The sequence below is a fragment of the Streptococcus sp. 400_SSPC genome, assembly GCF_001072745.1.
GTDB lineage: Bacteria > Bacillota > Bacilli > Lactobacillales > Streptococcaceae > Streptococcus > Streptococcus xiaochunlingii.
Genome location: NZ_JVIQ01000017.1, coordinates 120,166 through 132,876, shown reverse-complemented (window position 1 = coordinate 132,876; position 12,711 = coordinate 120,166). Strand labels below are relative to the sequence as shown.

Genomic DNA, 12,711 nt, shown 5'->3' with positions numbered 1-12,711 from the left:
GAAGTTCCATGACTAATTATTGAGCCTAAGGTCTCAATAATTCCGAGTGCCTGAAACATAATTGTTTCAGGCACTTTTCTCACAGCGGAAAGTTTTAGCTCTACTTGAATGACTCAAAAAATAAGAGTCATTTTTTGAAAATTATCTAGCTGTTTTATGTAAAACAATAGTATGTCTACATTAAAAAAGGAATGGGTGACCATTCCTTTTTGAGTATGGACTTAGAAAGGATAGGCTAAGTACTTGAATCTTAAAGTTTTAGCTTTCCTTTAAGAAAATATGTTATAATGAATTAGTAATGATACAAAATCAAGGAGTTTCTATAAGATGATAGAATTGCTTGCCAAAAAGCAGCGACGCCAAATGCGTTTGCTAGAAACATTAATTCGTGAAAAGCGCTGGTTTCATTTGAAGGAACTCGCTGAAATGTTAGATTGTACAGAGCGGTCATTAAAGGAGGATCTTTCAAATTTACGGACGGTCTTTAATGAATTTTTGATTGAATCTTCGACAAATGGTATTAAGATTAGCTATGACGATTCGATTGGGATTGAGGTGGTGTACCATCACTTCTTTAAAGAATCTACAGCTTTCTCCCTCTTGGAATACTTGTTCTTCCATAAGGATGTTTCCAGTGACTTAATTTGTAGACGGTATAATCTCAGCCAGCAATCATTTTATCGCTTGATTCGAAATATCAACCAAATTATTCAGGAAAAGTACAATATCCGAATCACCTTGAATCCTCTGAATGTTGTGGGGGACGAGGTCGATATTCGATTTTTCTATTCCCAGTATTTTGCAGAGCGGTATTATTATTTAGAGTGGCCATTTCCAGATATCAGAGAGCAAGTCATTATTGATTTCATCACCTTCTTCTATAAATTGACAGAAATACCACTGACTTATTCGATCTTCCATTCCTATAAAATTATGCTGACGGTCTACCTATACCGGATTAAGCAAGGTTATCGAATTGAAGGGGCCAATAATTTTGAACAATACGCCTATCTCTATCAAGAGCTCCCAAAAATCAATGAGATGCTTCGTTATTTTGGTTTGCAGCTGGGGGTAGAATTTAATGAAGAAACCATTGAACAACTCTTTATTATCTTCTTGCAGAAACGCTTCTATTTTACTCCACAGGGTCTGATTGACGCTACAGAGGAAGACGCTGTTACAAAAAAATCCTATATTTTAGCCTCTCAATTTCTTGATCACCTGAGTGAATCTTATGGTTTAGAACTTGAGAATTATGAAGAGATGATCATGCATATTCACAACACTGCCTATTTGGAGCGACGTGAAATCTTTGGTGAATTTCTTCTCTATGATACTAAGAGCTATACCAATGAGGATTATCGAACCCTCTTCCCTAAATTTTATCAGGATGTTGAAACTGGTTTGTATCACTATCTCAAAGAGATGGGCTTTCATGAAAATCCTGAAAACCTCAAGCATCAGATTTATACCGTATTTTCACATTGGGAAAATCTATTGCCTCAACTATTAAGGAGACGGACAGCTGTCAAGGTCTTAATCATTAGCCGATACGATGACCACCATGCTAAGTCCATGATTGATTTCTTAAAATTTTATTGTACGGATAACTTTGAGTTTTCACAGGTCATCAAGCATGACTTTAAACTTCATGAATTAGAGCACACTGAGTATGATGTCATTGTTGCCAACTTTATGATTCCGGATATAAAAGGGAAAAAATTTATTTGTACAAGTAGTTTGACCCTTTTGGAACTTGTAGAAAAACTGAATGTACTCTTTTATGATTTTACACGTTATGGAGTATAACTGGCCTTCCCTCCTCTTTTAGGAGGGAAATTTTTGCGACTATGCACCATTTTAAAAAATATGATATAATGGGCATTATTACTATACATTGAGGAGAATATCCATGGAAGACCCTGGCAGTCAGGATTTAATACTGCAATTTGTTTTACTATTTGTATTGACCTTATTAAATGCATTTTTCTCTGCAACGGAGATGTCGATGGTATCGCTGAACCGTTCTCGCGTAGAGCAAAAGGCTGAGGAAGGTGATAAGAAATATATTCGTCTCTTAAAGGTATTGGAAAATCCCAACCACTTTTTATCTACGATTCAGGTTGGTATTACCTTGATTACCATCTTGTCTGGGGCAAGCCTAGCAGATAATCTTGGGAAAGTAATCGCTTCTTGGATGGGAAATACGGAGACAGCACGTGCGATAGCTAGCTTCCTCTCACTGGCTTTTTTGACCTATATTTCGATTGTATTTGGTGAGTTATATCCGAAGCGTATTGCCATGAATCTGAAAGATAGCTTGGCTATTCGAACGGCTCCAATTGTTATTTTACTAGGAAAAATCGTTAGCCCCTTTGTCTGGCTCTTATCGGCATCAACCAATCTGGTCAGTCGTCTGACCCCTATGCAATTCGATGATGCAGACGAAGAGATGTCACGGGATGAGATTGCCTATATGCTGGCTAAGAGTGAAACGAGTCTGGATGCTGACGAGATTGAAATGTTGCAAGGAGTCTTTTCACTAGATGAGCTGATGGCGCGTGAGCTAATGGTTCCTCGTACGGATGCCTTTATGGTGGATATCCAAGATGATACCAGAGAAATCATCGAAAGTATCTTAAAACAGAATTTTTCTCGTATTCCTGTCTATGATGATGACAAGGACAATGTCATTGGTCTGATTCATACCAAACGTTTGCTTAATGAAGGTTTTGTGAATGGATTTGATAACATCGCTCTTCGCAAGATTCTTCAGGAACCGCTCTTTGTACCGGAAACAATCTTTGTGGATGATCTTTTAAAGGAGCTCCGGAATACACAAAATCAGATGGCCATTTTGCTCGATGAGTATGGAGGAATGGCTGGTCTGGTAACCTTGGAGGACCTTCTGGAGGAAATCGTCGGTGAAATTGATGATGAGACCGATAAGGCTGAAAACGACGTATTTGAAATTGAACCCAACCTCTATATTGTGCAGGGGATTGTGACCTTAAATGACTTTAATGAGTATTTTGATGTGAAGCTGGAAAGTGATGATGTGGATACCATTGCAGGCTACTACCTAACTGGGGTTGGTCGCATTCCAGGTCACAAGGAACGCTTGAGTTTTGAAGTAGACAGCATGAAGAAGCATTTGATCCTTACAAACGATAAGGTGAAAAATGGTCGTGTCACCAAGGTGAAGGTTGAGGTCAGTGATCTAGTCGATGAAGACGAGCAAGCGACAAAAGTTCAAGAATAAAGAACATCAAATCAGGGAGTTTCCCTGATTTTTTTATATTCATTTTAGTTGAGTTTGCATCTCTAACCAAATTAATTTATAATAAAATAATTAGTGGTTATAAGGAGATAGCAATGAAACAAGAAGAATGGTTAGCAGAGTTTGAGAGAGCCCATGGTCGACCAGCCAATCAAGAGGAGATCCAACAGGTTTTTGGTGCGTTTGGAAGTCCTGAAACACAAGCGACACCGAATACGCCCGTAAACCCAATTCAATCTTCATTTGAGGGAACAGCTCCTGTTTCCAATCAAGGACAATTTGGAGGTCCCTTACCGTTTCCAGAACAAGCCAAATTTGGAGGAGCAGCGCCAGCCCCAGAGCAAACGCCATTTGGAGGAGCAACGCTAGCGCCAGAACAAACACCATTTGGAGATTCGATACCAGCATCAGAGCAAACACAGTTTGGAGGAGTAGCGCCAACTCCAGAGCAAACGCCATTTGGAGGTGCAACACCAGCCCCAGAACAAACACAGTTTGGAGGTACAGGCCAAGCCCCATTTGGAGGTGCAAGTCCAACTCCAAATCAATTCCAAGGTGGAACAAGTCCTTATCAGCATCAAGGACAGGCTTTTGGACAAGGTGGAACTCAGCCACAAGCTCCTGTTCAGGAGGCGGCTCAAGCAGGAGCGCCCTTCGCATCTTATAACAACGCTCAGATGCAGGGAGGCTATCCAAACAATGGGCAGCTGAATTACCAGGCTAATTCCCCATATATGGGACAAGCTCCAATGCCAGGTAAGAAGTCTAAAAAAGGGCTGATTATTGGTTTATGTAGTCTTGTTGCTGTTGCAGTTTTATCTGTACTTGCATTTTTCTTATTTGCTAAAAATCCAAATAGTATTCAAGGAAAATGGTCAGCTACTCCTGAAATGAAAAAGACAATGAAGTCTGCTTTTTCAGGCACTTTCTCTACTACATCAGATATTTCTAGTGAATTTGTAAAAGATATGGATATGATCGTAGAGGTAAAGGGGAAAAAAGTAACCATCAGTGTGATTGGTAAGATTGATTTCAAGGGAGCTGCAAAGGAACTCTATGATGATGGGGACAATGATTTTTACTCTGTTGAGGATGCCTTAGACTATATCCAAGAAAACAGTGAGAATTCCTATTTAGAGGATATGGGACTTGAAATCGATGTGAAAAAAGGCATTCTTAAAATGGTAGCCTTTGAAGGTGAGGTAGATGAAAAAGATCACCGATTCATTCAGGATGAAGATGCGAGTCATTTCCTTAAATACGATCTCAAGTATAAAATTGAAAATGGAACGCTGAAAGTTTCCGTGGATGGAAATGATTATGGAATTGAATACTCCTTTAAAAAATAAGATATTCGCTCATTTTGTGCCCTAATCGGGCACTTTTTTGTTGATATACGTAGAAAAAAATAAGATAATTAAAAAAATTCTGAATTTAGGCTTGACAGCTTGAAAAATTTTCGGTAAGATAGTCAACATAAAAAAACGAAAGCAGAATCTTATGAAAAACACGAACTCCACATTGTTGAATCAAAACTTTTACTTTAGCTACTTTAGATAATGTTTGTAGACATGAACTCATGGATGCAAACGAAACGAGCAATTTGTTTGTATCTATGTGGCTAAGATTTTTGATTGTGGTCCATATAGATGATATCTAAATGGACGGCAATGCTGGCATACTTTTAAGTTTGTGAGGAATGATACCAACCGTTTAGAATCATCTAAACGGTTTTTTGTATTCTGTTTGAATGTTTTAGATAAGGAGACATGTTTCATGAAAATTGTAAAGAAGTTAATTGCCCCGGTCCTGGTAGTTGGTCTACTGATGACCTCCCTCTTGACCCTCCACCACTTGAAGACCTCTAAGCATCAAAAGATTAAGATTGGGATTTCCCAGTATATTACCCATAAGTCTCTAGATGCGACTCGAAAAGGCTTTGTCGAAGAGTTAGCCAAACAAGGTTATGTAGATGGAGAAGAGATTGAAATTGATTATCAAAATGCCCAAGGGGAGCAGCGAAATTTGAAAAATATTTCAAATCAATTGTCACAGGAAAGTGATCTTGTATTTGCCATTGCGACTCCATCAGCACAAAGTATCGCCAATACAAGCAAAACGACCCCGGTAGTCTTTTCTGCAGTGACGGACCCTTTGGCTGCCAAGTTGGTCAAGAACTTGGATCAGCCTGGTGGCAATGTGACAGGAACGAGCGACCAATCTTCAGATGCCATTGCTACGCAAGTCGATCTGATTCAAAAGGTTTTGCCAACAGCTAAGACAATCGGTATCCTCTATACGCAAAGTGAACCCAACTCCGTCGTTCAAAAAGAGGAAGCTAAGAAGGTCCTTGAGGCCAAAGGCTACCGTGTCGTCGAGAAGACCATTTTAGACAGTAATAATGTGAAAGCGGCAGCGGATAGTTTGATGTCAGAAGTCGATATGGTCTTTATTCCAACAGACAACATCATTTCTTCCACAATGGAAACCATTAAACAAGTGTCTTTGAAACATCAGGTTCCAGTTATTGGAGGCTCGATTGAAATGGCCCAAGTAGGAGGGCTCTATACCTATGGGACAGACTACACCGAGTTAGGGCGTCAATCTGCCCGGATGGCGATTCGTATCCTGAAAGGGGAAAAGGCAGCCAATCTGGCAGTGGAGGCCCCTAAGAATCTAGAATTGTATGTCAACAAAGAGATGGCTAAGAAATTAGGAATTGATCTCTCTGGTATAAACGAAAAGAAATAGGAGATGGATGATGGATTTAGTATTATCAAGTTTATCTGAAGGTTTATTGTGGTCGATTATGGCCATTGGTATTTTCTTAACATTCCGCATTTTAGATATAGCGGATATGACAGCAGAAGGGGCTTTCCCACTTGGGGCTGCAGTCGTTGCGTCCCAAATCCAAGCAGGGCAAAACCCTTGGCTAGCGACCCTCTTCTCGATTTTAGCAGGGATGCTAGCTGGATTGGTCTCTGGTCTTCTTCATACCAAGATGAAGATCCCAGCGCTCTTAACAGGGATTGTGACTCTGACGGGTCTCTATTCGATCAATATTAAGATCATGGGGGGTGTCCCTAATTTATCCATTGGAGATTCTAGTACCATTTTCAAGTCTGTGATGGGATTGGGTTTGTCCAATGAGGAGGCGGTCTTTGCTGTTAGTATTGCTTGTTTGTTATTGGTCTGTCTGATTTTGACCCTCTTGATGAAAACCCAGATTGGTTTGGTTCTTCGTTCGACTGGTGACAATATCCCGATGAGTGAAGCCAATGGGGTGAATGTGGACACCATGAAGATTTTCGGTTACATGATTTCCAATGGCTTGGTGGCATTGTGTGGGGCTCTCTTCGCTCAGACAGATGGCTTTTCAGACGTGACTTCTGGTACAGGGACCATCGTCGTAGGACTCAGTGCTGTTATTTTAGCAGAAGTCTTGATCCATGATTTGACCATTGGAGGACGCTTGCTTTCGATTGGAGTGGGGGCAATTGTCTACCGCCTCATTATCCTCAATATCTACGAAATTCCAAACCTAGACCAAAACTTGGTCCGTTTGTTTAACGCTATTCTCTTGGCCTTGGTCTTGTTCGCCCCAGAAGCCCAGAAACGTCTCAAGATTCGTGGATTGAAATTAACCAGCAACTAGAAGGAGAAGATAAATGGCAACATTGTTAAAAATTGAAGATATCCATAAGACATTCGAAGCAGGTACGGTCAATGAAAACCATGTTCTCAAAGGCTTGGATCTGACAGTAGAAGAAGGAGATTTCATTTCTGTCATCGGAGGAAATGGAGCCGGTAAATCGACCTTGATGAATATTCTGGCAGGTGGCCTGCAAGTGGACCAAGGAGATATCCTTTTAGAAGGAAAATCCATTAAGCAGACTAGTGTGCGGAAGCGTGCCAAGGATATTGCGCGTGTTTTCCAGGATCCTAAGATGGGGACGGCTTCCCGCTTGACCATTGAAGAAAATATGGCCATTGCTAAAAAACGTGGAGCAAAACGGGGACTCAGTTGGGGGGTCAAAGAAAAAGAACGCGAGGAATTTAAAGCAGCCTTGAAGGAACTCAATATTGGCTTGGAAAATCGCCTCAAAGTGGACACGCAATACTTATCAGGGGGACAACGGCAAGCTTTGACCTTGGTCATGGCTGCCTTGGTCAAACCAAAACTCTTGCTACTGGATGAACATACCGCAGCGCTTGATCCCAAGACCAGTGAAATGGTCATGGAATTGACGCAAAAAATCGTGGAAAGCCATGATTTGACAACCTTAATGATTACGCATGATATGAACCATGCCATCGCATATGGCAATCGTTTGATCATGCTCTACCAAGGCAAAATCGTGGTCGACGTTAAAGGGGAAGAAAAGAAGAACCTGACGGTTGAAGACTTGATGCGCCTTTTCCATCAGAATAGTGGTGAAACCTTGGTGAGTGACGAATTGGTTTTAGGATAAACGAAAAAGGATGGAGATTCCATCCTTTTTATTGATCTCGTCTGCCACATCAAGCTAAAGCTGTTCCTTTTTCCCTAGTAAGCTAGCTGCGAGAACAAGGCTGAGTCCTGCTAAGAAGAGGAGGTATGAACTGAGTTCAGCATTCGTTTTTGGAAGTTGTCCTTGTGAAGCCTGGTCTTGTTTAGAGTTGGGAACACTCATCAAAGTATCACCGGCCTTCCTTGGACTAGTGTTCTCTGAATTTGGCTTGTATGGCTCCCTTCTTTCTGATAGAGTCGGCTCCACTTGTTCACTGGAGTCTGACTGGTAGATAATGGCATAGGTTCCTAACTCTTGTGCCATGAATTCAATCATGCCCTCTCGTAGTGTAAATGCTAATGGTTGGAGTTCTTGATTAGGAGTCAAGACATAGACTTGCTTCACTTCTTTTGATAGTGGAATTCGAACCAATACACTTCCTTTGACTGGAACTGGATTCCCTTCTTTATCCTTGAGTTGAAGGTTGAAAGCATCGTAGGTTTTGCCAAAGAGTCCTTGGTCAAGGACCTTTTGAATCTCTAAATGACTGTCACTACCAATCTCATTTTCTCCACTAATGACCTCTACCTGGCTTGCTTGGTCTTTCAGTACTCGAAGGACATATTCAGGTAGAGAGTGGTTAGCTGCCTCCTGTCCAGCAGTGCCGATTGGTTCTGTGTACTCAGGAAGGGTCACTACAGGAGGTTCTTGGTCTCCCAAATTTGTCACAATAGCAGGTAAGAGAGACGGCTGGACTAGTGATGGTCTTTCCTCGGATGGCATAGGCTGAGATGATCTGAGTTTGTTTTTGATGAGCAGTTTCTGGGATCGGCAATTCAACTTGCTGGTCCTTAATCGCTAACACTCGATTTCCATCTGATAGGGTGACGTGGGAATCATCGGTTTTCTTGAGGAAAACAGGATCTTTTTCCCCAGGGAAATGAAGGGCAATAGCATCCCACTCCCCAGACGGAAGTGTGAGGGTAATCGTCTGATCGCCTGCTTTTATTGGGGCCAGGCTTGGAGTATCTAGGGATACTGTTGACGGCTTCAGGATGTCAAATGAATCCAGAGAAATCATTTTTCTATCATCAGGAGAGTTAGGATCCACTGTCAGGGTAAGGATATGATCTCCATTGCTTAAGTTTGTATACTCGCCAATCAACACATTCTTTTCATAGTCAGCACTTGAGTAGAAGTCCAAACTTGGCATTTCTTTTCCATCTATGGTGACTAAGGCTTTTCCATAGTCAGAAGATTTTAAGCCGTAAATACGAATACCTGTACCAGTGAAAGGAATGGTTGCTTTGGCCTCTGAATACTGAGATGGATCCACGTTTTGGAGAGTCGCGTATTTTTCTGTCGTTTGATATAAGCCTGATTCGCTCCAGTCCTTGAACAAGGAGCCATAGTGGATACGAGAATCTCTGTCATCCATCTTTTCAACAGTCGCCCCTTGACCTGGATAGATTTTAAAGTAATCTATGGAAATTTTTGAGCGTTCATTCCCTCGGTTCAAATGCTCCTTCTTCACGGTTAGAGTCAGAAGGTGCTCTCCATCAGGAAGTCCTGTAAACCGACCGATTAGAGCACTTTTTTCCGTCTCTCCCGATGTGTGGAAATCCAGGTCTCCTACTTTCTTGCCATCGATTTGAACTTCCGCTAGGCCTAATTCAGATGATTTGAGGCCATAGATTTCAATTCCTCGCCCATTAAAAGTAATCCTAGCAGTGGCATCGTTGTCAGAATAGCTATCGACAGTTAGGTCAGCATATTTTTCAGTTCCCGCAAATAGGTCAGCATCCTCCCAGTTATGGAAGGCAGGACCGTATTGAACACGAGGATCTCTGTCGTCCATCAATTCGACAACTGGTTGGATTGACGAAGATTCTGATGCTTGCCCTGAGCGATCCCCAATCATGGCTCTAACAGAATAGCTATAGTTATGGAGAGAATCGATGGAGCGGTCGATGAAATGAGTGACATTGGTTAGGAATTCCTTGATAGAAGGAGTATCACTGCTTTCGTCATTACTTTCTCGACGGATGACATAGAGGGTCGCATCTGTAACTGGATTGAAATCGAGTTCAGCAGTTACAGCATCCTTTCTCACAGCAGATAGGCGAGTGACCCGCTCTGGTAACTTTTCAAATGTGATCTGATCCCCTTTTTGAGTGGCAATCTGAATCCGATTGTCTTTGAGAAGAGTTGGTTTGATTTCTTTCCCGTTAATCTTGACAATACTCGATTCGATGTCTGGATAATCGACCACTAAATCTCCACCTGCATGGGAAAGGAAAGCTAATGTCTCAAGATTTTTTTCTTTCCATTTCATGCTGACTTCGAAGTTGCCACGAGCAACGAGCCCTGAAACTTGACCGTCTTTCCAGGCATCTGGAAGGGCTGGTAATGGGGCAATATAGCCTGTGTGTGATTGAAGGAGCATTTCTGCCATACCACTGGTTGCACCAAAGTTCCCATCGATTTGGAAAGGTGCATGGGTATCCCAGAGGTTTTCTAGAGTTGAGGACTTGAGCTGTTCAGCCAACAAACGATGGGCGCGGTTTCCGTCTAAGAGACGAGCCCAGAGGTTAATTTTATTAGCCTTGGACCAACCTGTTCCACCATCTCCACGATGGTTCAAAGTTGCGCGTGCGGCCTCCAGATATTCAGGCTGGTCCTTATCAAATAGAGTACCTGGGAAGAGTCCAACTAGATGGGAAACGTGGCGGTGATGGTTTTCAATGCCTTCGTTGGTGAATTGAGGACTGTCTTCCTCGTACCATTCCTTGATACGGCCGTCTTGGTTGATGTGGAGTGGTTTGAGCTTGTCAAATTTAGCCTTCACTTCTGTCACCAAATCTTGGTCGACATTGAGGTGATTGGCTGCCTCCATATAGTCGTGGAAGAGTTGCCAAACTAGAGATTGGTCGAAAGTATTTCCGATCGTGATAGTACCATGCTCTGGCGAGTAAGACGGAGAAGAAACCCAACGGTCACTAGCCTTGTCGTAGTGCAAGAAGGAATTCCAGAACTTGGTTGTTTCCTTGAGCATTGGGTAAATCTTTTCTTTGAGATAAGCCTCATCCTTGGTGAATTTATAGTAGTCATAGACATTCTGCATCATCCAAGCATTGGCAGCAGGAGACCAACCCCAATAATAATTCCAACCAGGAGTAGTCCATCCAAATGGTGTCGCCTGAGTATGAACCAGCCATCCATTTTCCTGACCTTCTTTGGATTCGATACCGGCATATTCTTTAGCAGCAATACGGCCATAGTAACGCATGTCATCGATATAATTGATCATTGGCTTAGCCGTTTCTGCAAGATTACTCATGTAGGCAGGCCAATAGTTCATTTGTAGGTTGACATTGAGGTGGTAATCAGCGTTCCAAGGTGGATTATCTACAGCATTCCAGACTCCCTGCAAGTTGGCAGGAAGGGCATCTGTCCGGTTACGAGAAGAACTGATCAGTAGGTAACGTCCGTATTGGAAGAAGAGTTCTTCTAGTTCTTGCCCTTTTGTAGGATCATAGGTTTGGAGAGCTTCTTTTGTCGTTTGGCTAGACTTATTACCACCAAGATTTAGTTGGACACGGTTGAAAAGACTTTGGTAGTCTTTGATGTGGTCATGTTTTAGAGTTTCATAATCTTTGGCTTTAGCAGCCTCGACAATCGATTTGACAGTTGTCTCTACATCAATATCCTTGCGATAATTGGTTTTTGGATTTTGAGCATAATTAGTCTTGGCACTGAGTAAAAGGGTCGCATAGCTGGCTCCTGTAACAGTTAAATAGCCATCTTGGGCTGTGACTTGTCCATCTGTCTTGATTCCAAGATAAGAGGCAAATTGAAGGCCATTGTCTTTGACAGTACCCTTGAGCAAGATACCATTTGAATCGGTCGTGACTGCTCCCTGTTTATAGTTCGAATATTCCCAAGAGTAGTCACCATTCGCAAGTAAATCCTCTGTCAAGCTATTCCAAAGGGTAAAATCGAGGGTCTTATTCCCTTTTTTACTCAAATGGGTCACAGTAACATCATCCGGATAGCTAGAGAAGGTTTCGCGTTTAAAGGTGGTTCCATCCTGGCTATAAGAAGTAGTTGTGATAGCTTCGGTAATATCTAAGTCACGGTGATAGTCGGTAACGTTCTCCAAACCTTTCTTTTGGTTGTTAAAGACCATAAAGATATCACCGAAAGATAAGTAGAGTCCGTATTGATCATTGTTTGGTCCTACTAGATTTTCTTCGGCTAACTGTTTCGCTTTTTGGCGGTCTCCGGCTTCAAGGGCCTTACGGATTTCTGCTAAGACTTTGTAGCGATCTTGGTAGTTTCCTCCATTGTAGTCGGTGCTATCCGGTTGTGGTCCACCAGACCAAAGAGTTTTTTCGTTGTATTGGATTCTTTCCTCGCCGATGAGTCCGAAAACCTTAGCGCCCATTTCTCCATTTCCGACTGGGAGAGCTTGTTTTTCCCACCCATCATAGGTAGCAGCAGCAGGTTGATTGTAGCTTAAATGATAATCTGTTTGTTTGGTCACGGGAGTCTCAACTTTCATAGTTTCCCTTTCTTCATTTGGCTCAATCGAAGTAGTCGAAGTGGCTGTATGCTTGCTTTGAACTTCTGTATCAGGTGACGAGCTTTTTTCTTCAGAAATAGGAGCGATATACGGATTTTCTGGTTTGGCTTCTCCGGTTCCATCAGTCGGGCTCTCTATGGCTGGGGCAGCTTCAAGGTGGTTGCTTTCGTTTTGGCTTCCAACAATACTATCAGCACCTACCTGGTGTGAGCCGAGAAAAATGGCTCCTAATAAAACAGAAGCCGTACCAACAGTTAGTTTGCGGATACTATAACGACAGGATTTTTCCAAAAATCTTTGGTCCATAGAACTCTCCTCTATTTTTTGAGACCGCTTACATTTTTAGTTAAAGACAG

The 12,711-nt window shown here is 42.1% G+C and carries 7 protein-coding genes and 1 pseudogene; 6 read left to right on the top strand and 2 right to left on the bottom strand.

Annotated features, from left to right (window positions below; genetic code table 11):
- Positions 1–327 precede the first annotated feature (327 nt).
- From ADH49_RS03765 to ADH49_RS03740, 6 genes are all read left to right on the top strand, one after another.
- Complete coding sequence (locus ADH49_RS03765) at positions 328–1,809, top strand: M protein trans-acting positive regulator PRD domain-containing protein (RefSeq protein ID WP_048689760.1); 1,482 nt, start codon at positions 328–330, stop codon at positions 1,807–1,809.
- 103 nt (positions 1,810–1,912) lie between these two features.
- On the top strand, positions 1,913–3,262 hold the full coding sequence (locus tag ADH49_RS03760; protein ID WP_048689757.1) for a hemolysin family protein: 1,350 nt from the start codon (positions 1,913–1,915) through the stop codon (positions 3,260–3,262).
- Positions 3,263–3,375: 113 nt separating this feature from the next.
- Positions 3,376–4,629 carry a hypothetical protein gene (locus tag ADH49_RS03755; protein ID WP_048689754.1) on the top strand — a complete coding sequence of 418 codons (1,254 nt, stop codon included), beginning with the start codon at positions 3,376–3,378 and terminating at the stop codon, positions 4,627–4,629.
- A 427-nt stretch (positions 4,630–5,056) separates the two neighbouring features.
- A complete protein-coding gene (locus tag ADH49_RS03750; RefSeq protein WP_048689751.1) occupies positions 5,057–6,031 on the top strand; it encodes an ABC transporter substrate-binding protein in 975 nt (324 codons plus the stop codon).
- A 10-nt stretch (positions 6,032–6,041) separates the two neighbouring features.
- Positions 6,042–6,935 carry an ABC transporter permease gene (locus ADH49_RS03745; RefSeq protein WP_048689748.1) on the top strand — a complete coding sequence of 298 codons (894 nt, stop codon included), beginning with the start codon at positions 6,042–6,044 and terminating at the stop codon, positions 6,933–6,935.
- Between the two features lie 13 nt (positions 6,936–6,948).
- On the top strand, positions 6,949–7,752 hold the full coding sequence (locus ADH49_RS03740) for an ABC transporter ATP-binding protein (RefSeq protein WP_048689747.1): 804 nt from the start codon (positions 6,949–6,951) through the stop codon (positions 7,750–7,752).
- A gap of 54 nt (positions 7,753–7,806) precedes the next feature.
- Here ADH49_RS03740 and ADH49_RS10480 read toward each other — a convergent pair whose 3' ends face one another.
- On the bottom strand, positions 7,807–7,953 hold the full coding sequence (locus tag ADH49_RS10480; protein WP_414717670.1) for an LPXTG cell wall anchor domain-containing protein: 147 nt from the start codon (positions 7,951–7,953) through the stop codon (positions 7,807–7,809).
- 288 nt (positions 7,954–8,241) lie between these two features.
- Positions 8,242–12,661, bottom strand: a pseudogene (locus ADH49_RS09720) (glycosyl hydrolase family 95 catalytic domain-containing protein); the annotation flags it as partial.
- Between the last annotated feature and the right edge of the window lie 50 nt (positions 12,662–12,711).

Bases quoted from the DNA above. Each gene is read 5' to 3' on its own strand.
- ADH49_RS03765 (WP_048689760.1), top strand. From the start codon at position 328: ATGATAGAATTGCTTGCCAAAAAGCAGCGACGCCAAATGCGTTTGCTA.
- ADH49_RS03760 (WP_048689757.1), top strand. From the start codon at position 1,913: ATGGAAGACCCTGGCAGTCAGGATTTAATACTGCAATTTGTTTTACTA.
- ADH49_RS03755 (WP_048689754.1), top strand. From the start codon at position 3,376: ATGAAACAAGAAGAATGGTTAGCAGAGTTTGAGAGAGCCCATGGTCGA.
- ADH49_RS03750 (WP_048689751.1), top strand. From the start codon at position 5,057: ATGAAAATTGTAAAGAAGTTAATTGCCCCGGTCCTGGTAGTTGGTCTA.
- ADH49_RS03745 (WP_048689748.1), top strand. From the start codon at position 6,042: ATGGATTTAGTATTATCAAGTTTATCTGAAGGTTTATTGTGGTCGATT.
- ADH49_RS03740 (WP_048689747.1), top strand. From the start codon at position 6,949: ATGGCAACATTGTTAAAAATTGAAGATATCCATAAGACATTCGAAGCA.
- ADH49_RS10480 (WP_414717670.1), bottom strand. From the start codon at position 7,953: ATGAGTGTTCCCAACTCTAAACAAGACCAGGCTTCACAAGGACAACTT.